Below are 20789 nucleotides of genomic sequence, written 5' to 3'. Positions count from 1 at the left end.
GACCGGTCGTCGGTCGCGGGCGACTACTTGTCGGCCGCCGGCCGGGTGCGCTTGGCCGCCGGCCGGGTCGACTTCGCCGCCGGGCGGCGCTTCACCGCGGGGGTCTTCGCCGGGGTCGCCTCGGCCGCCTCGGTCGCCGCGGCGACCTCCTTGACCTGCTCGACGACCTCGGGCGGGGTGGTGCTCAGCGCCGGCTGCCCGGCAGCGGTCACCGCCGGGGTCTCGGTGGCGACCATGTCGGCGTTGACGGTGTCGGCGGCCTGCACCACGCCGGAACCGACCACCCGCTCGCCCCGGGCGACGAGGTCGCCGTAGACGGCGATGGCCCGCTCCTGCGCGGCCTGGGCGCCGGCCACCACCACCGCCGCGTTGCGGATGGTCGCCTCGCGCAGCCCGTCGAGGTCCAGCTCCCGGTTGGTGGCGCGGTGCCGGAGGTTCGCCGCGCCGGAGTTGGCGTTGCGCAGCGTCAGTACGGCCTTCTCGCGCAGCTCGGTGGTGGTGGTCACGGCCTTCTCCCGCAGCTCGGAGCGGGTGGCCTCGTCACCGAGACCGCTGACCACGGCGGGCAGCCGGCGCAACTGCTGGTATGCGAGCTCGCCGGCACCGGCCACCGCGTAGAGCGGGGCGGGGATCCGGGCGGTTCGGGGCTGGGTCATGACTGTTCCTCCTCGTCAGAGGCCGGGGTGACCGTCGGGGTCGACGGCGCGGCCTTCTTGACCGCCTTCCGGGCGGTCCTCCTGGTCGGTGTGGCCGGTGGCGTGGATTGCGCGCCGGGCCAGGCCTCGGTCGGTGGTGCGGCGGCACCCGCCTCGGTCACCGCCACCGATTCGAGTACGGCGTCCGCCGGGTTCCGGCCGACGGACGTCGGCCCCACCACGTCGGCGGACGCCGGGCGCACCACGTCGGCAGCGTCCGGGCCGGCGGTGTCGGCGGTACCGGGCTCGGTGGCCGGAGCGGTGGTGCCGGGCTCGGCCGGTACGTCCGCGTGCCGGAGGTTCTCCCGGCGGAACGTCTCGTAGATCTGGCTCAGCGACTGCTTCTGCGGCATCGTCAGGTCCGGATCGGCCGCGATGGCGGCGAGCACGCCCTGCCCCTCACGGTCGTCGAGCAGCCCGGCCCGGAGGTACATCGCCGGGGTGGAGACCCGCAGGGCGCTGGCCAGTTGCTGGAGCACCTCGGCGCTCGGCTTGCGCAGCCCACGCTCGATCTGGCTCAGGTAGGGGTTGCTCACCCCGGCCTGCTCGGCCAGCTGCCGCAACGAGATCTTCGCGTTGCGGCGCAGGTCACGGATGAACCCGCCGATGTCCCGCGGAAGGTCCTTCGGATTGGCCATGACTCGACGGTAGCCAGCCGCGCTTGCTCCTGCAAGCAGAATGCTTGCCAAAGTTAGCAATAGTTAGCGGCGTCTCAGTCGACGCCGCCACTCACCAGCGGGCGCGGACCGCGCCGGACCGGTCACCAGCGGGCGCGTACCGCGCCGACCACCTCGCCACCGCCGTGCAGCGGCAACTCGGCCAGCTCGTCGAGGATCGGGGCCTCCACCGACAGCCGGCGCAACGCCGAGACCAGCACCGGCATCCGGCCGCGTGACGCGCCGTCGTCGATTTTCGCCGCCACCGCGCCGACCCCGGGCACCGCCACCGCGAGCACCCCCTCCGCGCCGCTCTTGGCGAGCAGCCCGGGGATCGCGGCCATCAGCCGGGTGTCGTACGCCTGGTCGTCGGTGCCGGCGACCATCTCCGGGTACGCCCGCATCGCGTCCGCGACCGTCCGGGCCACCGAGCCCGGCTCCGCCGAGACCAGCCGCAGGTACGCCCGGGCGAGCCCGGTCAGCGAAACCGCGAGCAGCGGCGCCCCGCAGCCGTCGACACCGACCGCCGCGGCCGGCTCGCCGGTGAACTCCTCGATCGCGGCCGTGATCGCCCGCTGGAGCGGGTGTTCGGGCTGCCAGTACTCCGCCACCGGCCAGCCCGCCGCCTGACAGGCGAGCAGCATCCCGACGTGTTTGCCGGAGCAGTTCATCCGGAGCCGGGACGGCCCACCGCCGGCCCGCAGCAGGGCGACCCGGGCCGACTCCGACAGCGGCAGGTCCGGCGGGCAGCGCAACGCCGACTCGGTCAGCCCGGTACGCCGCAGCAGCGCACCGACCCGCTCGACGTGCACGTCCTCGCCGTGGTGGCTGGCGCAGGCGACGGCCAGGTCGGCACCGGCCAGCGGCAGCCCGGCCCGGAGCATCCCGATCGCCTGGAGCGGCTTGTTCGACGACCTCGGAAAGACCGGCCCCCGGATGTCGCCCGCCCCGGCCCGCACCGACCCGGCCGCGTCCAGCACCACCACGGAACCCCGGTGCACGGACTCCACGAAGCCCGACCGGACCGCCTCCACCAGCGGTACGCCGCCGTCGTAGATCTCGCCCATGGTCGCGGACGGTACCCACCGGGCCGGCGTACCGGCCCGGCGCCCCTCAGCGCTGTGCCGCGAGTCCCAACAGCTCCCGCGCCTGCACCGGGGTCAGCGGCGGACGCTGGGCGAGCTGGGCCAGCCCGACCGCCCGGGCCACCAGTTGCATGTTCGACTCCACCGGACGCCCCTTGGCGTAGCTGATGGTGTCCTCCATGCCGACCCGCAGGTGCCCGCCGGCCGAGACCGAGGCGAGCATCACCGGGATGGTGCTCCGGCCGATGCCGGTCGCCGAGAACGTCGTCCCCGCCGGCAGGTCCCGCAGCGCCTGGGCACAGGCGACCAGCGCCTCGGTGCTGCCCGGCATGCCGCCCGGCACCCCCATCACGAAGTCGACGTGCACGTGCCCGCCGGCCGGCAGGCCGTACCGGTCGAGCAGCCGGCGCAGCGCGGCCAGGTGGCCGAGGTCGAAGATCTCGTACTCCGGCACGACGCCCCGGTCCTGCATCCGGGTGTGCAGGTCGACGATGAACGCCCAGCGGTTGAGGAAGACGTCGTCGCCGAAGTTGACCGTACCCATGGTGCAGGAGGCCATCTCCGGCTCGGCGTCGAGCACGGCCAGCCGGTCCGCCTCCGGATCGGTGACCGCACCACCGGTGGAGAGCTGCACGATCAGGTCGGTGCTCTCGCGCAGCGCGGCGACGGTCGCCCGCAGCCGACCCGGGTCGAGGGTGGGCCGGGCCTCGTCGTCCCGGATGTGCACGTGGATCACCGCCGCGCCGAGCGCCTCGCACTCCTTGGCGGTGACCACCAGCTCGTCGAGGGTGACCGGCAGCGCCGGAACCTCCGCCTTCGCCGACTCCGCCCCGGTCGGCGCGACCGTGATCAAGGTGCCCGTCATGCCGGGATCCTAGCCGAGGCGGCGCCCGGTCACTCCGGGTCGATCGCCGCGGCCTGCCCCTCGACCAGCAGCGCCGCGTCGTCCGGTACCGACCGCTTCAACACGGCGAGCGCGACCGGGCCCAGCTCGAAGTGCCGGACCGCCGTACCGACGAAGCCGACCGTACGCCCGTCGACGGTCACCGGGGCACCGGCCGCCGGAAGCTGGTCGGTGGTCACCCCGTCGAGGTGCAGCAGCGCCAGCCGGCGCGGCGGGCGGCCGAGGTTGTGCACCCGGGCCACCGTCTCCTGCCCCCGGTAGCAGCCCTTGTCGAGGTGTACGGCCGGAGCCACCAACCCCACCTCGGCCGGAATGGTCCGGTGGTCGGTCTCGAAGCCGACCCGGGGCAGCCGCTGCGCCACCCGCACCGCCTCGTACGCCCACAGTCCGGCGACCGGTGTGCCGGCAGCGGTCAGCGTGCCGACCACCTCCGGCATGCTCCCCCGGGGCACCAGCAGGTCGACCCCGAGCCGGACCCGGCGCACCCAGCCACCGCCGGGCAGCGCGCGTACGTCGTACACGACGGTCGGCCGGGGCGGCACGGAGCCGGCGGCGAACTTCGGACCCGGCACCCCGAGCAGGTCCGGTTCGGCCAGCCCGGTGACGCCGAGCGCGGCGACCGCCTCGGTGGCGCGCGGACCGACCAGGGAGAGCAGCGCCCAGTCGGCGGTGACGTCCCGGGGATCGACCGGGGTGAAGAAGCGCATCTTCTCCAGATAGCTCAGCAGCCCGCCGGTGTCGCCGGGCTCGGTGTCCAGCCAGGTGGTCTCGCCGTCCTCGGCGACCATGGCGTGCTGCTCGACATGCCCGTGCGGGGAGAGGACCAGCAGCTCGGTGCCCTGGCCCGCGGCGATCGAGCCGAGATGCTGGCTGGTCAGGGTGTGCAGCCAGCTCGCCCGCTCGGCCCCGGGGACGGCGATCACCCCCCGGTGCGACCGGTCGACCAGGCCGACGTCGGTGGCGAGCAGCCGCTGCTCGCGGATCGGGTCGCCGTAGTGCGCGGCCACCGGGCGTACCCCGGCCGCGGCGTGTTCCGGCTCCGGCTGGTCCCGGCTCTGCTCGTCGATCGCCTCGACGGCCACCGCACCCGCGATGTCGATCATTCTCGCCGCTCCTCGCAGTCGCTCCGCCCGCAGACGCCGAAGAGCGCCACGTGCCCGATGTCGACCTGGAAGCCCCGCTCGACCGCCAGCTTCTCGCAGAGCGGGCCGAAGAGCTCCGGATCGACCTCGTCCACCGCCCCGCAGACCCGGCAGACCAGGTGCACGTGGGTGTCCTCACCCGCGGCGTGGTACGTCGGTGACCCGTGGGACAGGTGCGTATGGGTAACAAGCCCGAGGCGTTCGAGTAGTTCCAGGGTCCGGTAGATCGTGGTGATGTTCACTCCGGCGGCGACCTCGCGGACCGCCGAGTGCACCTGCTCGGGCGTGGCGTGCCCCAGCTCCAGCACGGCTTCGAGGACCAGCTGCCGCTGCGCCGTCAACCGCAGTCCGCGGGAACGCAGCATCTCCGCAAGTGACGATTCCGACACCGACAAAGCATAGTGCGCCGCGGCGAGGGCCGGCTCCTCGGCGGCTACCCTCGGCGGGATGTCGAGCGAGCAGCCGGTCGTCGCCGTACTGGGCCGGGGGGTGGTGCCGGCCGGCGAGCCGGTGGTCCGGGCCGACGACCGGGGCGTACTCCGGGGTGACGGGCTCTTCGAGACGATGCACGTCCGGGCCGGCCGCCCCTGGCTGGTCCGGGAGCACCTGGCCCGGCTGACCCGCTCGGCGGCGGCGCTGGAGCTGCCACTGCCGCACCCCGACGAACTGCGCGACCTGCTCGACACCGCCTGCGCCGGCTGGCCGGTCGACACCGAGGGGGCGCTGCGGCTGGTCTGCACCCGGGGACCGGAGGGCGGCACCGAACCGACCGTCTACGCCACGCTCTCCCGGGTGCCGGCCGCCGCCCGGCGGGCCCGGCGGGACGGCATCCGGGTGGCGACCCTGCCGCTCGGGATCGCCGCCGACGCCCGCAACGACCGGCCGTGGCTGCTCGGCGGGCTCAAAACCACGTCGTACGGGCTGAGCGAGGCCGCCCGGCGCTGGGCCGCCGGCAACGGCGTGGACGACGTGCTCTGGACCTCGACCGACGGGTACGCCCTGGAGGGGCCGACCGCCAACCTGGTCTGGCTGACCGGCGGGGAACTGCGCACCGTGCCGGCGGAGCAGACCGGGATCCTGCCCGGGGTGACCGCCGACCGGCTGCTCCGGCACGCCGCCGAGCTGGGCTGGCCGGTGGCCCACCGGCTGGTCACCCCCGCCGGGCTGCGGGCGGCCGACGGGGTCTGGTTCACCTCGTCGGTACGCGGCCTCGCCGAGGTCCGCGAACTCGACGGGGTGCCGCTGGCCGCCTCGCCGCACACCGCCGTACTCGCCGACCTGCTCGGCTACCCCGTCCCGCCGCGCTGAGCGGTTGCTATCAGCCGCCGACCCGGATCAGCCGGGCGGAGAGGTGCGGGGAGAGCGGATGCCCGACCGCGGCCATCTCCTGGGCGTAGAGCAGCGCCCCCTCGACGATGCCGAAGAGCCGGTGCCCGGCGGTGACCTCCTTGGCGGTCGCGCTCCGCACCACCGCGTCGGTGGCGATCTCCACCCGGGTGCCGGTGACCTTGCCGAGGTGCAGCTCCATGATCCCGGTCGGGGTGGTGAGCAGGACCTCCAGCTCGTCGGTGCCCCGGCCGTCGGCGTCGAGTACGGCCCGCCACCAGCCCACCTCGCGACCGGCGGGCCGGACCGGCCGGCTCTGCTCGTCCAGGATCCAGGCCCGCGACTCGTAGTAGAGGAACGGCCGCCCGTCATGGGTGATCCGGATCTCCTGGGCGTAGTCGAAGTCCTCGATGCTCGGGAACCCGCCCCGGCCCCGTCCGCGCCAGAGCCCGACGTACGGCAGCAGGCCGAGCAGCGCCGGGTGCAGGTCCGGACCCTTGCGCAGGTCGTACGTCTCCTCGTACGGGTACGGGTCGACCGGCGGCGCGTTCAGCCACGGCGGCGGCTCAATGGGGTTGTCGCTCACCAACGTCCTCTCGAAATTCTCACTGCCAGGTACACCAGGTAACCGGCGAGCGCGCCGAAGCCCGCGACCAGCAGGCTGACGAACCCAATCTCGGTAACCATGACGGGTAGATCCTATGCTGGCGGCATGGCTCGTACCCTGGTCGTCAAGGTCACCGCCGGTTCGGATTCGCCGGAGCGCTGCGCGCAGGCGTTCACCGTGGCCGCCACGGCGGTCGCCTCCGGGGTCGACGTGTCGCTCTGGCTGACCGGCGAGTCGAGCTGGTTCGCGCTGCCCGGCCGGGCCGAGGAGTTCGAGTTGCCGCACTCGGCACCGCTGGCCGAGCTGCTGCACGTGATCCTGAGCAGTGGCCGGGTCACGGTCTGCACCCAGTGCGCCGCCCGCCGGGAGATCGGCGAGCCCGACCTGCTGCCCGGGGTACGCATCGCCGGGGCGGCGGTCTTCGTCGAGGAGGCGATGGCCGACGGCGCCCAGGCGCTGGTCTACTAGTCCAGTTCCTTGTCTTTGAAGGTTGATCGGGTAACCCGGTGCTTCCAGGCATCTCCGAGCCATTGATCTCCTGACGTCGGGTGGCGAGCGGGGTGGGGATACTCGCCGGGGAGACTGTCGAGCTGCCCCGCTTGTGCGCCCACCCTCCCGGGCTGCCCGAACCCCGCCCTGCCCGAACCCCGGCCTCCCCGGCCGGTCGACGGCGAACCGCAGCACGCCGTCGGCAACCCCGACTTCCGCGCCCCGCCTGTGCACCCAGCTCGACAGTCTCCGCGCCGACCACCCCCGCTCCCCCGCCGGCCGCTCCTGTGACTGCCGGCTGTCCGGATGGCGGATCACCGAGACGATCGCAAAGGCCGGAAGACAACTCACCACAAGATGCCCAGACCAGAGGGTTACCCGACCAACCTTCAAAGACGAGCCACTAGACGGCGCCCCACGCGCCGGTCTACTGGTCGCGCTGCCGCCGCACCGGTCAGCCGGCGCAGCCGTGGCTGACGGCGACCCGGATCCGGCCCTCGCCGCTCTCCACCACCACGCTGACCGGGCCGCTGCGGTAGGCGTACAGCTCGGTGGTGTCGGCGACCACGACGGCGCCGGCCGGCCGGGACAGCACGGCGCTCGGCGGACCGGGCGGGGTTCCCCGGCCGGCGGCGTGTGCGGTCCAGGTGGTGCCCTGGCCGGGGCAGCGCGCGGCGGCCAACTCGACCGGGGTCGGGTCGGTCGCGCCGAGCGCGCCGAGCAGCCGGTGCGGGTCCGGGTCGGCCGGCGGCAGCGGCGGGACGGTCCGGTCGTCCGGGTCGCCCGAAATCGGTCGGCAGCCGGTCCGGGCGGTCAACTCGACCAGTCCAGGGCCGGCCTGACCGCCCTCTACGGCCACGAACTCGCCCGCGTCGGCGCGTAGGGTGTGCCGGCTCCCGTCGACACTGTGCCGGACCCCGGCCCGGTACGCCGCCGGCAACCGGTCCGCGATCCGGTCCAGCAGCGCGGGTACGTCCGCGTCCGGCGCGTGCACCACGACCGTCGCGTCCAGCGACGCGCCGTCCCGGACGACGGTCAGTTCGCAGTCCTCGGGTGCCCGCCCGGCGGCGATCTCGACGGCGACGTCCGGGCCGGCCGCCGCGACGAGTTCACCGAGGGCCCGGTCCAGCACGGGTTCGGCCTGCTCGATGCTGCGCTGCTCCGGCACGGTCGGCTCGTCGCGGTAGACCGAGACGACGGTGAGCACCAGCAGCAGCACCGCCCAGCCCACCAGGCCGACGAGCAGCCAGCACCGCTGCCGGGGCGGGGCGGGAGGGTCCGGCTGACCGGGCCAGGCCGGTGCCGGGGCGTCGAGGCTCACGCCCGCCATGGTGGCACGACGCCGCCGGGACGTCGGCACCGAGCCGACGACGCGGGTCGGGTCAGTGTCCGGGAGCCAGCCGGTAGCCGACGCCGCGTACGGTCTGCACCTGCGGACCGCCCTCGACGGCGCGCAGCTTGCGGCGCAGTCGTTTCACCGCCGAGTGCAGGATGGCGGTGTCGCCGAGGTAGGCACCGCCCCAGACCGACCCGAAGAGCCGCTCGTACGTCCACACCCCGAGGGGTGCGCTGGCCAGCCGGGCCAGCAGTTCACGTTCCAGCCGGGTCAGTGCCAGTGGCTCGCCGCGCCAGGTGACCAGGTGCCCGCCCGGGTCGACGGAGAGGTCGCCGAGGTTCACCGGGCCCGGTCCGGAATCCGTCGCGTTGCCGACCATCGGAAACAGCATTGCCCGCAACTCGGACAGGTCCGAGCAGATCACGACGGTGCCGAAGTCGTCGAGCCGTCGGACCACCCGCTCCCGCACGGCGACGTCCGTGGACACGCACACGACGAGCGGGACCTCTCCGTTTGCCACCTCGCTCCACTCCTCCCCCGTCGGCTGCGGGCCCTAGCCAAACGGGTTTGACCGGGCGCGTCAACAGCGACGCTAACCGATGTAAGGCATTAGGCTCACTCCTGACCGAGATACGCCCAGTTACTGCCTAGATACTGGCCGACATCGAGCATTGATCACCACCCCTGGCGAGCAAGAGCATTACTCCAAGCCAATGTGGGGGGCGCAGTCCGTAAGCAAACGTCGGAGTACGCGTGCCGGCAGTCGGACACCCGGGGCTGGGAAGTGGCTCCCGAGACCACTCGGGAGGCCGAAGAGTGGGGGAGGAACCATGCCGCACCGATCCGGACGGAGCCGGGCTGACCGGCCAAGACGCTGGCGTTTGCTGGTCGGCGCGACCGTCGTGCTGCTCGGCGTCACCGCACAGCCCGCGCTCGCCACGGCGGCCGGTCCCGAGGCGGAGGTGAGCCGGGAACTACTCGCCGAACTCGCCGCCGAGGGCAGCACCACGTTCAACGTCTACCTGCGCGAACGCGCCGAGCTGAGCGGAGCGGCGAAGCTGGCCGACGCCGACGACCGGGCCGGCGCCGTCTACCGGAACCTCACCGCCACCGCCGAGCGCAGCCAGCGCGACCTCCGCGCCGAACTGGACAAACGAGGCACGACGTACCGGTCGTACTGGATCGCGAACATGCTGCGGGTGCAGGGCGACCGCGCCCTGCTCGACGCGATCGCGGCCCGGGACGACGTGCAGAGCATCGAACCGAGTCGTACCTACGAACTGATCAAACCTGAGCCGTTCCGGGCCACCACCGACGCCAGTACCGACGCGGTCGAGTGGAACGTCGCCAACATCGAGGCGCCCCGGGTCTGGTCCGAGTTCGACACCCGGGGCGAGGACGTGGTCGTCGCCAACATCGACAGCGGCGTGCTCTTCGACCACCCGGCGCTGCTCAACTCCTACCGGGGCAACACCGGCAGCGGTTTCGAGCACGACTACAACTGGTTCGACCCCGCCGAGGTCTGCGCCAACCCGGCGCCGTGCGACAACAACGGCCACGGCACGCACACCATGGGCACCATGGTCGGCGACGACGGTGCCGGCAACCAGATCGGCGTGGCACCCGGCGCCCGGTGGATCGCCGCCAAGGGCTGCGAGACCAACAACTGCTCCGACGCCTCGCTGCTCGCCGCCGGCCAGTGGGTGCTCGCCCCGACCGACCTGAAGGGGCAGAACCCCCGACCGGACCTGCGCCCGGACATCGTCAACAACTCCTGGGGCGGCGGTCGCGGCGACGAGTGGTACAAGCAGGTCGTGGTCTCCTGGCGGGCCGCCGGCATCTTCCCCAGCTTCTCCGCCGGCAACGACGGACCGGGCTGCAACACCACCGAGAACCCCGGCGACTACCCGCTGACCTACGCGACCGGGTCCTACGACAGCAACAACACCATCTCCAGCTTCTCCGGCCGGGGAACGTCCAGCATCGACGGCTCGGTCAAGCCGAACATCGCCGCGCCGGGCAGCAACATCCGGTCCAGCCTCTCCAGCGGTGGCTACGGGGTGGGCAGCGGCACCTCGATGGCGGCACCACACGTCTCCGCCACCGTCGCGCTGGTCTGGTCGGCGGCACCCGGGCTGCGGGGCAACATCCCGGCCACCGAGCGGCTGCTCGACGACACCGCCACCGACGTCGACGCGCTGGGCTGCGGCGGCACCGTCGACGACAACAACACCTTCGGCGAGGGCCGGCTGAACGCGTACCAGGCGGTCCAGGCGGCACCACGCGGCGACTCGGGCCGGGTCACCGGCACCGTCAGCAACGCCAGCACCGGGGAGCCGGTCGCCGGTGCCGAGGTACGCAGCGGCGCGTTCAACACCGTCACCGACGCGGACGGCCGGTACGCCCTGGTGCTGCCGGTCGGCACCCACGAACTGACCGCCTCCGGCTACGGCTTCAACCCCGGCACCGCCACCGTGACGCTGGCCCCGGGTCAGGTGCTCACCCAGAACTTCGCCCTCGCCACGGCCCGGATGGTCACCGTCGCCGGCAAGGTCACCGACGGCTCCGGGCACGGCTGGCCGCTGTACGCGAAGATCGAGGTCTCCGGCCGGCCCGGCGGCCCGGTCTTCACCAACCCGGTGACCGGCGCCTACTCCTTCACCGTCCCCGGCAGCGCCAGCTACCGGCTCGACACCACGGTCGTCTACCCCGGCTACCGGCCGGTCAGCACCGAGGTGGCGGTCGGTACCGGCTCGAAGACCGTCGACATCGCCGCCACCGTACTGCCGGCCTGCACCGCCGCCGGCTACACGGCCGGGTTCAGCGACCCGCTGCTGACGGAGAGCTTCGACGGCACCTCGACCCCGGCCGGCTGGTCGGTGGTGAACCGCACGGACTCCGGCGGCTGGAGCTTCGACGACCCGGCCGGCCGGACCAACCTGACCGGCGGCACCGGCAACTTCGCGATCGTCGACAGTGACGCGCTGGGCAGCGGCAACACCCAGGACACCGACCTGGTCACGCCGCCGCTGGACCTCTCGGCGACCGCCGCGCCGCTGCTGCGGTTCAACAGCGACTGGCGGGCGGTCGGGGTCAGCGACACCGCCGACATCGACGTCTCCACCGACGGCGGTACGACCTGGACCAACGTCTGGCACCAGACGGTCAGCCGGCGCGGCCCACGGGTCGAGGAGGTACCGCTGGACCGGGCGGCCGGTGCGGCGAACGCCCGGGTGCGGTTCCGCTTCAACGGCACCTTCGCCTGGTGGTGGCAGGTCGACAACGTCGCGCTGGTCAACCGGACCTGCACCCCGAAGCCGGGCGGCCTGGTCGCCGGCTTCACCACCGACGCCAACACCGGCGACCCGGTCAACGGTGTCACGGTGGTCAGCGGCAACCAGCCGGCCGACCGGGGCGTGTCGGCGGCGACACCGGACGACCCGAACATCCCGGACGGCTTCTACTGGCTCTACTCCAGCCTGACCGGGACGCAGCCGTTCACCGCCAGCCTGTCGCCGTACCGGGGACTCAGCAAGCAGGTGACGGTGACGCCGGACGCCACCCGGCGGGCCGACTTCGCGCTCAAGGCGGCCCGGCTGACGGTCACCCCGAAGGCCCTGGAGCTGCACCAGCCGTACGGCAGCACCCGGAACGTCACCCTGACGGTCACCAACACCGGCAACGCGCCGGCCACCGTGCAGGCGCTGGAACGGGCGGGCCGGTTCAGCCAGCTCTCGGCGAAGGGCGCCGAGCTGGTGGAGTACCGGATGAAGGGGCTGAGCCAGAGTCGCACCGGAACCGCCTACGGGCCCGGCACCGGGACGGCGGCCGCGGCGCCGCTGGTCGACGAGGCGTGGACCCGGGTGGCGAACCTCCCGGCGGCGGTCTACGACAACTCGGCGGTGACCCTGGACGGCAAGGTCTACTCGATCGGTGGCGGTGCCGACACCGGCAACGAGCGCAAGAGCTGGGTCTACGACCCGGCGACCAACGTCTGGACGGCGCTGCCGGACCTGCCGACCGCGCGGTCGAAGCCGGCGGTCGCCGCCCTGAACGGCCGGATCTACGCGATCGGCGGCTGGGGCGACGGTGACGCCCCGGTGGAGACGGTCGACATGTTCAACCCGGCGACCGGGACCTGGAGCACCCTGCCCGGGGTCACCAACCCGGCGCCCCGGGCGGCGGCCGCGTTCGCGACCAGCGGCGGCAAGCTCTACGTCATCGGCGGCTGCGGCGACAACGAGTGCTCGGTCGACACCGCGGACGTGACGGTCTTCGACCCGCTGACCGGCAGGTTCGACACCGCCGCCGACTATCCGCAGGGCTCCTCCTGGATGTCCTGCGGCGGCATCGGCGGCCGGGTCTACTGCGCCGGTGGCGTCGGCGCGGCCGAGTTCAAGAACGGCTACGTCTACGACCCGGCGACGAACGCCTGGTCCCCGCTGCCCGACATGCCGCTCGACCTCTGGGGCTCGCAGTACGCGGCGGCCGGCGGCATGCTGGTGCTGGCCGGCGGCGCCACCGCGGCCTCGACCACGCTGACCAACCGGACGATCGGGTACGACCCGGTGGCCGGTGCCTGGGTGAACCTGCCGAACGCGCAGTTCGCCCGCTATCGGGGCGCCGGCGTCTGCGGGGCGTACAAGGTCGGTGGTTCGCCGAGTTCGTTCGTCGGGTCGGCCGAGAGCGAGCGGCTCGGCGGGCTGGAGGCGTGCCTGGAGGACGGCGGGGCGTCCTGGCTGAGCAGTACGCCGGCCAGCTTCACCCTGGCCGCCGGTGCGTCCCGGACCATCACCGTCAGCCTGACCGCGACCGCGGCGGCCGGGGTCGCCCAGCCCGGCACCTACACCGCCGAACTCGGCCTGGTGACCGACAGCCCCTATCCGGTACCGGTGGTCGGGGTGGAGATGAACGTCTCCCCGCCCGGCAGTTGGGGCAAGCTCCAGGGCACGGTGATCGGCCGGACCTGTGGCGGCGTCGAGGTGCCGTTGGCGGCGACGGTCCGGGCCAACCTGGTCGGCGATCCGGCCACCGGCTACACCCTGCCGGCGAGCAGCCAGGGCGGCTACTCCTGGTGGCTGGCGAGGGGTCGGTACGACGTCATTGCCGCCAAGGACGGCTGGGTGCCGCAGGTTAAGCGGCAGCAGATCCAGCCCAGCCTGGTCACCACCCTCGATTTCACCCTGGAGCCGGTGAACCCGTGCCCGGCCCGGCTGGGCGGGATCTGACCGGCGGCTCGGCCGGGGTGCCGATCCGGCGGTGACTGTCGAGCGGCGGTGCCCACCGTTCCCGTACGGGGACGGTGGGCACCGCCCCTGCCGTCGGGCGCCCGGCCGGTACCGGGTGCGGGTGATCCGATGTGCCGAAAGCGTTGACAGTGCGGCCGTACCCGTTGGTAACCTGCCGGGCGTGATCGACGAGGCCGGATCGGTACCGCCGCAGCACGTCCTCTGTGTGCTCGGCGCGGGGCTGGAGCTCGACGTGGTGGCCCGACTCGCGGCCGAGATCGGTGGCCCGGAGTGCGGCCTCGACTCCGAGTACTCCCGTCCGGAGCCCGACCCGAGGATGGCCGCCTCGTTCCGCTCCTCGCTGACCGGCCGCAGTTTCACCGAGGCGGACCGGCGGGCGGTCAAGGAGCACGACACGGTGGCGTACCTCCTCTCGCCGCCCGTGACCCGGCAGACCGCGATCGAGGTGTCCCGGCGGATGCTGGCGTTGACCGCCGCGCTGCTCCGGGCCGGTGCCACCGCGGTACGCAACGAGAGCAGCGGCCTGGCACACGGCCGCGACCGCTGGCTCGACCTCGCCGACCGGGCCGCCGCCGCGACCGACGACGCGACCCTGGCGGTGGTGCTGCACCGGGCCTGGGTGAAGCGCCCGATCACCGACGGCGTCGCGGTCTACAGCTGCGGCATGCACCTGCTCGGCGCCCCGGACGTCGAACTGCGCGCCGGGCAGCCGACCGGGCCGGCCGAGGTCGACGAGCAGGTACGCCTGCTCGACGCCCTGGCCCGCTACCTGCTGACCGAGCCGGCGGGCCGGCGGATCCGCGACGGTGAGACGTTCGCGCTCGCCGCCGACGCACCGCACTGGATGCTCGGCCGCCGCGACTGTGCCCGCTACGACCCGGACGACCTCTACCGCAACCCGTACGGCTACTGGTGCCTGACTCCCGGGTGAAAGGCCGCCCACTACTTCTTAGGATGCAGGAATGGCGACCCGTCCCCCGGTACCCCCGTTCACCCGTGAGACCGCCGCGCAGAAGGTGCGGATGGCCGAGGATGCCTGGAACGGCCGGGATCCGGAGAGGGTGGCGCAGGCGTACACCCCGGATTCCCGGTGGCGCAACCGGGCCGAGTTCATCAACGGGCGGGACGAGATCGTCGCGTTCCTCCGGCGCAAGTGGGCCAGGGAGCTGGAGTACCGCCTGATCAAGGAACTCTGGGCCACCGAGGGGAACCGGATCGCCGTACGGTTCGCGTACGAGTTCCACGACGACTCCGGGAACTGGTTCCGGTCGTACGGGAACGAGAACTGGGAGTTCGACGAGAACGGACTGATGCGGGTCCGGCTGGCCAGCATCAACGACCTGCCGATCGCCGAGTCGGAGCGGAAGTACCACTGGCCGCTCGGGCGCCGCCCCGACGACCACCCGGGGCTGAGCGACCTCGGCCTCTGACGACCCGCCATGCTCACAGTCAGTCCTCGGTTCGTACGCCCTCCTCCGGCGGGTCGTCGGAACCGCCCTTCTCGAAGAAGAGCGACACGTCCTCGAACCGGGAGCCGACGAAGAAGCAGAGGCCGAGGATCACTCCGGCCGGCAGCACCGTCCCCGGCCCGCCGGTCGAGGTGTCCAGCCCGAAGAGGCCCTGCAACCGGGGAAGCACGGCGAGCAGCAGCACGTTGACCAGTACCCCCGTCAGCAGCCAGCGCAGCTTGACCCAGCCACCGGTCCGCCCCGAGAGCCAGCCGGAGTAGCCGGTGCCGGTGCCCAGCCAGTCCAGTCCGGCGTTGACGACGTAGACCGCGACGAGCGGCACCGCCCAGCTCCAGAACCCGCCGTCGAAGTCGAATCCGTCCATCAGCGGGATCAGCAGCGCGAGTGCGGCCGTCGGCAGTACCGCGACGGGACTGAAGGTCAGGCTCAGTCGCCAACTTCTCCCGGCCATCCGCGTCCCTCCTGAGTGGAGCACGGCCGGCGCCCGGGCCGGGCGCCGGCACGGCGGCGCACGGCCATTGTCGCAGGGCCGAACCGGAAAGTGGGCTTGCGGATCAACCTGAATCGATACACTGAGCTTCCCGCGCCCGTCGCGGTCACCGCCGCCCGGCTAGGCGCGGAGCTGACTCAGCGCCGCATCGGCCACCGAGGCCGCCGACAGCCGCTTCGACCCGTCGATGACGGCCTGCCAGTTGGGATAGTCCACCGGAGTGCCCCAACTCCAGAGCCCCACGTCGTAGACGGTGTAGCTGCCGACCGTCTCCGACCAGTGCGGCGGCTCGGGCGCGGGCTTGCAGGAATACCAGGCGTCGACCCAGGACGGGTTCGGATTCATCTGCCAGTACTCCTCCGACACGTTCGGCGTCGCCTGGCAGTACGGGGTGAACCGCTGCTGTACCCGCTCGAAGGCGCCGATCAGCAGGTTCTTCAGCTCGGTGGTGCTGAACCGGGCCTGGGCCCGGGCCACCAGCGCGATCGGGCCGACGGTGCCGAGCGCGATGCCGAGCTGGTTCTTGGCGGTGAGGGTGGCGACCGAACCCCAGAGGCTGTTGATCAGCGTGACGCAGGAGGTGACGTCCTGTGCCCAGCGCTGCTTGAGGCTGAGCGAGAACTCCTCGATGTCGGCGAACTCCAGCAGGTGGTGCTCGGCGCAGGCCCGCGCCTCGGCGGTGGCGAGGCCGTCCAAGTGCGCGATGATGGTGTTCCGGGTGTTGCCGATCTCGACGATGATCCGGCTGGTCGCCTCCTCGATCGTCATCCCGCCATCTTCCGAACTGTTGAAATAGCTGTACGCCTGTAGCGCGAACTGGGCCACCGCGACGATCGTGGCCGGGTCCGTCGCCTGCGCCGGCCTTGCCGCGCCCGGTACCGCCACAGCGGTCGCCACCACCGCCGCGGTGGTCATCCTCAGCAGTCTCCGCTTCATCCCGCCTGGTCTCATTCCGCCTCGCCCCATCCCGTCTCGCCTGATGTCGCCTGATCGACGCCGCGACGGCGTCACGGGCACGCTAGTGACGGCCGCTGGACGCGGACTGGACTCGGACTGGACCGGGCAGCACCGCGCCCCCTTCCGGTCGGCGATCCAGTGAATCTCCAGTACGGGTCCAGTCGGATCGGAGAGTCTGCGGGCACCAGGGTGAGAGGAGACAACCCATGAAAGCCAGACTGCTGCGCGGGTTCGCCGCGACAGCCCTCGCGCTCGCCGTCATGCTGCCCGGGACCACCCAGCCGGCACACGCCGATCCCGACGACACCACCAACACCTCACTGCTCGACATGCTCGACCTCGCCCTCAACCTGCTCGGCCGGGCCGGCGACGGCAACGTGTCACCGGCGGAGCTGGCCGCGATGACCCAGGACGTCATCAACGCGCTCAACCAGGCCGAGTCGGCGGTGATCGCCCACCTCGACGCCATCGCCGTGGCCGACATCCGCGACGACGCCACCGCCGCCGTCATCGAGTTCGAGGACATCAACAACTTCGCCGACGAGACGCTGGAGGACTGGGCCCAGGAGGTCACCCACGACGCGGTACGGGCCAGCAGCTATCTCGACGCGGTCTCCGGCAAGAAGGCGATCGACGACGTCGGGTACGCGGTCGTCACGCTCTTCCCGATCGCGATGGTGGCCCGGGCCCGAGCCGGCTTCGGCACGACGAACCTGCGTACCCAGTACCGGGCCGCGTTGCAGAAGGTCGTGGACAAGCTCGCGCCGAGCTGCCAGTACTCGAATCCAGAGCCGAACGCCGTCCCGCTGATCCGCTCCTACACCTGCACCGTCTACGGCAACCACACCGCGACGCAGTTGGAGCAGTACTGGCTCGGGGAGTGGCAGTTGGGCCCGATCGACCCGGCGGCCGTCGAAGCCGCGTCGTACGCCAACACCAGCCGCGCGGTGGCGATCGAGTCACTACGGCAGTTGCCGTAGCCGTTCCGGTGCGGTCGGTGTCCGGGGCGCGGGCGGTGCGACCGCCCGCGCCCCGGCGGGCGCCCACCGAGGCCGCCGCCGGCCCACCCCGACTCACCCCGGTCAGGGGCAATCCGACGTACGCTGCATCTCGCAGGCGAGGGAGAGGGGGCCGAGGTGGCCGGGACGACACTGACCGGGACGACGGTCGCCGAGGTGATGGCCGAACTGGCCGCGCTCGAGGACCCGAAGATGCGCGAGGTGAACGAGAAGCACGGTGACGATCACGGTGTGAACCTCGGCAAGCTGCGCGCGGTCGCGAAGCGGCTGAAGACGCAGCAGGAACTCGCGCGCCAGCTCTGGGCGACCGGTGACACCGCGGCGCGGCTGCTGGCACTGTTGATCTGCCGCCCGAAGGCGTTCGAGCGGGACGAGTTGAACACCATGTTGCGCGAGGCGCGTACCCCCAAGGTGCACGACTGGCTGGTGAACTACGTCGTGAAGAAGAGCCCGCACTCCGAGGAGCTGCGCCTGGCGTGGTTCGCCGATCCTGATCCGGTGGTCGCGAGCGCCGGCTGGGCGCTGACCAGCGAACGCGTCGTCAAGAAGCCCGAGGGCCTCGACCTCGCGGGACTGCTCGACATCGTCGAGGCGGAGATGAAGGACGCCCCGGACCGCCTCCAGTGGGCGATGAACCACTGCCTCGCCCAGATCGGGATCGAGCACCCCGAGCACCGCGCCCGCGCCCTCGCCATCGGCGAGCGCCTGGAGGTGCTGAAGGACTACCCGACTCCCCCGGGCTGCACGTCTCCGTTCGCCCCCATCTGGATCAACGAAATGGTCCGCCGACAGCACGGCGGCTAGGAGCGCGCTGGCCAGCGGCTCGACGCCGAGGCGACGCGAGTGGTCATCGATCCGCAGCAGGTCCTGCGGCTGCGGCCTACCGGACATGCCGGGCCAGCACATCCACCCGGGCCATCAACTCCATGCACGGTACGTGCGGCGCGACGCTCTCCCAGTGGCAGGACAGCGGGTCGTGACCGCGTACCCACACCCAGAGGTGGCCACCGTCAGATCGGATGATTCGCTTGTCGACCCGGACGGGTCGGATGTCGACGTACCCGTCGACGTCGGCGCCCCGGTAGTAGTGGGACCACTCGCCGGGCTCCGGGGTACCCGGTCTCAATCGGCAAATCCGGAATCTCCTGCGGCGGCCGGGTCACCGGGCCGGCCCCGGCACCCGCAGCCAGCGTCGGCCGTCCCTGCGGTAGTCCCGCACCCGGCAACGACCGCGCGACTAGCTTCCATCCTCGGAGGACTCAAGGTCGCCGAGGGCACGCCACGCCAACTCGGCCAGCGTTTCTCCCGTGGCGATAGCCCACCGGGCAGTTCCCTGATTCGCGACTGGCCGCTCCTGCCATTTCGCCGACTCCCACATCAGTGATATCAGGCCCGATGGTGAATACTGCACACCATCTGCGGCCCAAAGTATCGGTTTGGTCCGATGCGGAACCCAAGTGGCCCTTGCTCGCTTCGGATCCTCGGCAAGCCAACCCCTCAGCGCCTCGGCTTCAACTCGATTTCCTAAGGAAAGCACCAGTGCATCCCCTTCAGCGAGGATGCCTTTATCAATCAGGACGGCAACAGCATTCGGACGCCGCTTGCGCCGGACAGGAACCCGACGATACTTGTTCGGATCAGTATGTTTATCTGCCCCAAGGTCCATCAGTACTCGCTGCACGATTTCCCGACAACGAGACACATCGGAGCACACCGCCCGGATCTGCGACCGTTCGGTATAGAGTTCGTCGATAGCACTGGCAACCGCAGGCAGAAGTTCCTCGACCATCCGCCCCGTCTCCCCGACGGCACGATTGGCCCACTCAAGTCTGGAGTCGGGTTCGTCAATCGCATCAGTGTCGAGGCGACGGAATACCAGATGCGCAAGCAGGTATACGCCATGCTCGGTCAATGCGGAACCGCGACCCGTATAGCGAGGGCGCAGCTCGTGAAGGGTCCGCCTAACTTGCCTAAGGACCTGAACCGCGTTCCAGAGAAGGTACACTCCGGGTTGCGGTCGGAATAAGACATCGTAGATGCCTTGAGATCCCCGCTCCCATAGCACCTCGAGTTTCGTTGCGATACGTGCAGCGTATTGACTGTCAGAATGGGCACAAGCCAGTGCACACGCAGCTTCCACGACGGAGCAGCCAGTGTCCGGCTGGGGTTCCAATTCACTGCGGCGTACGCTGTAGTCAAGCCCTAGCTCGGTCCGCATCTCCTCCAGGATCGCAGCCTGGACAGGGTCGAGCGCAATGAAGTCCCTTGCGTCAACACGGTTTTGGCGATTAGTGGCCTGGGTCGCCTGCTTGGCGAAATCCACCGCCTTCCCAGTGACGATAATGCGAACGCCAACTTGGGCAGAAGCGGCGGACTCATCGGCAGCGACAGCTTCGGCAATTGAACGAACTGTTTGCGCTCCGTTGACAACGCTAGCATTGTGCAACTTCAACCCAAGAGGACGCGTCTGCGGCGCCCGCATCGATTGCTCGACCTTTTCGACCGACTCACAGAGGATAGTGATTCCGTTATTGAAGTACCAGAAGTGAGCGGGCTCCCGGCGAAGCGTCTCAATAATCTCATTGTTGATCGGGGTCCGCCCCAGAGGGTTTCGAATATTCAGACTGAAGAGATCTGGGCCATGATCAACCCACTGTGACACCTGTTCCGCCTCCACAACCCCCTGGTACGATTCGTGAGGCGTGGTGATAGGAAACCACGGGAACAAACTTGCCGATAGTTCAACCGGCCTTGGCGCCATATCCTCCCGGACCGACGTCCATAACTCCGGCGACAATATGATGCGATGGCCCAACACACTACCATGGCGGTTGAACTCATTCTCACCGTTTTCGATTGCCAGTGCGAACCCTTGCGTCACCTCCTCAGCACGCATGAGCACGAAAACCTGGGTGACGGGCACAGGTCCTCGCGCCATGACGTTCTTAGCATGCTCAGCCAACTGCTGACCACGAGGATTGAAGGGCGCAAAGTCTTCGTCGTCGATCAACCGCAATCCGGTGAGAAGCTCCATCACTGCGGAGCGATCACAGCTAGCCTTACCGTTCTTGCTCCACTTTGCCTGGACTAGAAAGACATGAGGCTCCACGCCATCCACGACCGCGATCGCGTCTATGCCTTGATCCCCCACGCCATCGATGACAGCCTGTGCAGCTTCCTGCGGCGTCCAACCCGTGACGAGCCGTACCGCTTGAGCAGTAAGGGCGCGCGACAATTCTCGTGGTTTGCGTTCCTCGTCTGGCTTGCCCTCAAGGTCACTAAGATCCAGCAACCCACCCTCGATGTACACCCTCCGAAGGACCGCTTCGATTTGGCGAACCTGAAGGGCTACATCTCGGTGGCCG

At 71.0% G+C, this 20789-nt stretch carries 21 protein-coding genes; 7 read left to right on the top strand and 14 right to left on the bottom strand.

Features of this window, described 5'->3' with window-relative positions; all coding sequences use genetic code 11:
- Positions 1 to 23 precede the first annotated feature (23 nt).
- The 6 genes from C6W10_RS08480 to C6W10_RS08455 all read right to left on the bottom strand — a co-directional run bounded on the left by C6W10_RS08480 (position 24) and on the right by C6W10_RS08455 (position 4871).
- The gene (locus C6W10_RS08480; RefSeq protein WP_107257587.1) at positions 24 to 656 is read right to left on the bottom strand and encodes a hypothetical protein; all 633 of its coding nucleotides are present in this window, start codon (positions 654 to 656) and stop codon (positions 24 to 26) included.
- On the bottom strand, positions 653 to 1333 hold the full coding sequence (locus C6W10_RS08475) for a helix-turn-helix domain-containing protein (protein ID WP_107257586.1): 681 nt from the start codon (positions 1331 to 1333) through the stop codon (positions 653 to 655). The genes C6W10_RS08480 and C6W10_RS08475 overlap by 4 nt, the downstream gene beginning before the upstream one ends.
- A 122-nt stretch (positions 1334 to 1455) precedes the next feature.
- Positions 1456 to 2418 (bottom strand): asparaginase, encoded by a 963-nt coding sequence (locus C6W10_RS08470; RefSeq protein ID WP_107257585.1) that lies wholly within the window; start codon positions 2416 to 2418, stop codon positions 1456 to 1458.
- A gap of 46 nt (positions 2419 to 2464) precedes the next feature.
- Positions 2465 to 3301: a 3-keto-5-aminohexanoate cleavage protein gene (locus C6W10_RS08465; RefSeq protein WP_107257584.1), complete on the bottom strand. Its 837-nt coding sequence runs from the start codon at positions 3299 to 3301 to the stop codon at positions 2465 to 2467.
- A 29-nt stretch (positions 3302 to 3330) separates the two neighbouring features.
- Positions 3331 to 4443: a folate-binding protein YgfZ gene (locus tag C6W10_RS08460; RefSeq protein WP_107257583.1), complete on the bottom strand. Its 1113-nt coding sequence runs from the start codon at positions 4441 to 4443 to the stop codon at positions 3331 to 3333.
- Complete coding sequence (locus tag C6W10_RS08455; protein ID WP_107257582.1) at positions 4440 to 4871, bottom strand: Fur family transcriptional regulator; 432 nt, start codon at positions 4869 to 4871, stop codon at positions 4440 to 4442. The genes C6W10_RS08460 and C6W10_RS08455 overlap by 4 nt, the downstream gene beginning before the upstream one ends.
- A 58-nt stretch (positions 4872 to 4929) precedes the next feature.
- Here C6W10_RS08455 and C6W10_RS08450 point away from each other — a divergent pair, with 58 nt between their 5' ends.
- Positions 4930 to 5790 (top strand): aminotransferase class IV, encoded by an 861-nt coding sequence (locus tag C6W10_RS08450; RefSeq protein ID WP_107257581.1) that lies wholly within the window; start codon positions 4930 to 4932, stop codon positions 5788 to 5790.
- Positions 5791 to 5800: 10 nt separating this feature from the next.
- On the opposite strand, the gene C6W10_RS08445 is transcribed toward C6W10_RS08450, so the two are convergent.
- Entirely contained in the window at positions 5801 to 6397 is a 597-nt protein-coding gene (locus C6W10_RS08445) for an FABP family protein (protein ID WP_107257580.1), read from the bottom strand.
- Positions 6391 to 6495, bottom strand: coding sequence for a small membrane protein MtfM (mtfM, locus tag C6W10_RS39450; protein ID WP_278065698.1), 105 nt, complete (start codon positions 6493 to 6495; stop codon positions 6391 to 6393). The genes C6W10_RS08445 and mtfM overlap by 7 nt, the downstream gene beginning before the upstream one ends.
- A 25-nt stretch (positions 6496 to 6520) precedes the next feature.
- Between mtfM and C6W10_RS08440 the strand changes: the two genes are divergently transcribed.
- A complete protein-coding gene (locus C6W10_RS08440) occupies positions 6521 to 6883 on the top strand; it encodes a DsrE family protein (protein WP_107257579.1) in 363 nt (120 codons plus the stop codon).
- A gap of 475 nt (positions 6884 to 7358) precedes the next feature.
- On the opposite strand, the gene C6W10_RS08435 is transcribed toward C6W10_RS08440, so the two are convergent.
- The gene (locus C6W10_RS08435; RefSeq protein ID WP_107257578.1) at positions 7359 to 8225 is read right to left on the bottom strand and encodes a hypothetical protein; all 867 of its coding nucleotides are present in this window, start codon (positions 8223 to 8225) and stop codon (positions 7359 to 7361) included.
- Between the two features lie 61 nt (positions 8226 to 8286).
- Positions 8287 to 8760 carry a winged helix-turn-helix domain-containing protein gene (locus C6W10_RS08430; RefSeq protein ID WP_107257577.1) on the bottom strand — a complete coding sequence of 158 codons (474 nt, stop codon included), beginning with the start codon at positions 8758 to 8760 and terminating at the stop codon, positions 8287 to 8289.
- 310 nt (positions 8761 to 9070) lie between these two features.
- Between C6W10_RS08430 and C6W10_RS08425 the strand changes: the two genes are divergently transcribed.
- From C6W10_RS08425 to C6W10_RS08415, 3 genes are all read left to right on the top strand, one after another.
- Complete coding sequence (locus C6W10_RS08425; protein ID WP_107257576.1) at positions 9071 to 13468, top strand: S8 family serine peptidase; 4398 nt, start codon at positions 9071 to 9073, stop codon at positions 13466 to 13468.
- A gap of 181 nt (positions 13469 to 13649) precedes the next feature.
- Positions 13650 to 14420, top strand: a complete 771-nt coding sequence (locus C6W10_RS08420) for a hypothetical protein (RefSeq protein WP_107257575.1) — start codon at positions 13650 to 13652, stop codon at positions 14418 to 14420.
- Between the two features lie 31 nt (positions 14421 to 14451).
- Positions 14452 to 14919, top strand: coding sequence for a nuclear transport factor 2 family protein (locus C6W10_RS08415; protein WP_107257574.1), 468 nt, complete (start codon positions 14452 to 14454; stop codon positions 14917 to 14919).
- Between the two features lie 19 nt (positions 14920 to 14938).
- Here the strand turns inward: C6W10_RS08415 and C6W10_RS08410 are convergent, their stop codons facing one another.
- Positions 14939 to 15409, bottom strand: a complete 471-nt coding sequence (locus C6W10_RS08410; protein WP_107257573.1) for a hypothetical protein — start codon at positions 15407 to 15409, stop codon at positions 14939 to 14941.
- 159 nt (positions 15410 to 15568) lie between these two features.
- The gene (locus tag C6W10_RS08405; RefSeq protein WP_107257572.1) at positions 15569 to 16363 is read right to left on the bottom strand and encodes a hypothetical protein; all 795 of its coding nucleotides are present in this window, start codon (positions 16361 to 16363) and stop codon (positions 15569 to 15571) included.
- 248 nt (positions 16364 to 16611) lie between these two features.
- Between C6W10_RS08405 and C6W10_RS08400 the strand changes: the two genes are divergently transcribed.
- The gene (locus tag C6W10_RS08400; protein WP_107267708.1) at positions 16612 to 17385 is read left to right on the top strand and encodes a hypothetical protein; all 774 of its coding nucleotides are present in this window, start codon (positions 16612 to 16614) and stop codon (positions 17383 to 17385) included.
- A 198-nt stretch (positions 17386 to 17583) separates the two neighbouring features.
- Positions 17584 to 18228, top strand: a complete 645-nt coding sequence (locus C6W10_RS08395; RefSeq protein WP_199854004.1) for a DNA alkylation repair protein — start codon at positions 17584 to 17586, stop codon at positions 18226 to 18228.
- A 76-nt stretch (positions 18229 to 18304) separates the two neighbouring features.
- Here the strand turns inward: C6W10_RS08395 and C6W10_RS08390 are convergent, their stop codons facing one another.
- Positions 18305 to 18550 (bottom strand): hypothetical protein, encoded by a 246-nt coding sequence (locus C6W10_RS08390; protein WP_107257569.1) that lies wholly within the window; start codon positions 18548 to 18550, stop codon positions 18305 to 18307.
- A 111-nt stretch (positions 18551 to 18661) separates the two neighbouring features.
- Entirely contained in the window at positions 18662 to 20734 is a 2073-nt protein-coding gene (locus tag C6W10_RS08385) for an AIPR family protein (RefSeq protein WP_199853895.1), read from the bottom strand.
- Positions 20735 to 20789: the final 55 nt, after the last annotated feature.

Origin of the sequence: Plantactinospora sp. BB1 (assembly GCF_003030385.1) — a bacterium.
GTDB lineage: Bacteria > Actinomycetota > Actinomycetes > Mycobacteriales > Micromonosporaceae > Plantactinospora.
The sequence above is the reverse complement of the archived record's forward strand: the minus strand, read 5'-3'. Positions and strand labels throughout refer to the sequence as shown.

Excerpts from the sequence above, each read along its gene's own strand:
- C6W10_RS08480 (WP_107257587.1), bottom strand. The coding sequence starts at position 656 with ATGACCCAGCCCCGAACCGCCCGGATCCCCGCCCCGCTCTACGCGGTG.
- C6W10_RS08475 (WP_107257586.1), bottom strand. The coding sequence starts at position 1,333 with ATGGCCAATCCGAAGGACCTTCCGCGGGACATCGGCGGGTTCATCCGT.
- C6W10_RS08470 (WP_107257585.1), bottom strand. The coding sequence starts at position 2,418 with ATGGGCGAGATCTACGACGGCGGCGTACCGCTGGTGGAGGCGGTCCGG.
- C6W10_RS08465 (WP_107257584.1), bottom strand. The coding sequence starts at position 3,301 with ATGACGGGCACCTTGATCACGGTCGCGCCGACCGGGGCGGAGTCGGCG.
- C6W10_RS08460 (WP_107257583.1), bottom strand. The coding sequence starts at position 4,443 with ATGATCGACATCGCGGGTGCGGTGGCCGTCGAGGCGATCGACGAGCAG.
- C6W10_RS08450 (WP_107257581.1), top strand. The coding sequence starts at position 4,930 with ATGTCGAGCGAGCAGCCGGTCGTCGCCGTACTGGGCCGGGGGGTGGTG.
- mtfM (WP_278065698.1), bottom strand. The coding sequence starts at position 6,495 with ATGGTTACCGAGATTGGGTTCGTCAGCCTGCTGGTCGCGGGCTTCGGC.
- C6W10_RS08440 (WP_107257579.1), top strand. The coding sequence starts at position 6,521 with ATGGCTCGTACCCTGGTCGTCAAGGTCACCGCCGGTTCGGATTCGCCG.
- C6W10_RS08425 (WP_107257576.1), top strand. The coding sequence starts at position 9,071 with ATGCCGCACCGATCCGGACGGAGCCGGGCTGACCGGCCAAGACGCTGG.
- C6W10_RS08415 (WP_107257574.1), top strand. The coding sequence starts at position 14,452 with ATGGCGACCCGTCCCCCGGTACCCCCGTTCACCCGTGAGACCGCCGCG.
- C6W10_RS08410 (WP_107257573.1), bottom strand. The coding sequence starts at position 15,409 with ATGGCCGGGAGAAGTTGGCGACTGAGCCTGACCTTCAGTCCCGTCGCG.
- C6W10_RS08405 (WP_107257572.1), bottom strand. The coding sequence starts at position 16,363 with ATGACCACCGCGGCGGTGGTGGCGACCGCTGTGGCGGTACCGGGCGCG.
- C6W10_RS08400 (WP_107267708.1), top strand. The coding sequence starts at position 16,612 with ATGAAAGCCAGACTGCTGCGCGGGTTCGCCGCGACAGCCCTCGCGCTC.
- C6W10_RS08395 (WP_199854004.1), top strand. The coding sequence starts at position 17,584 with ATGGCCGAACTGGCCGCGCTCGAGGACCCGAAGATGCGCGAGGTGAAC.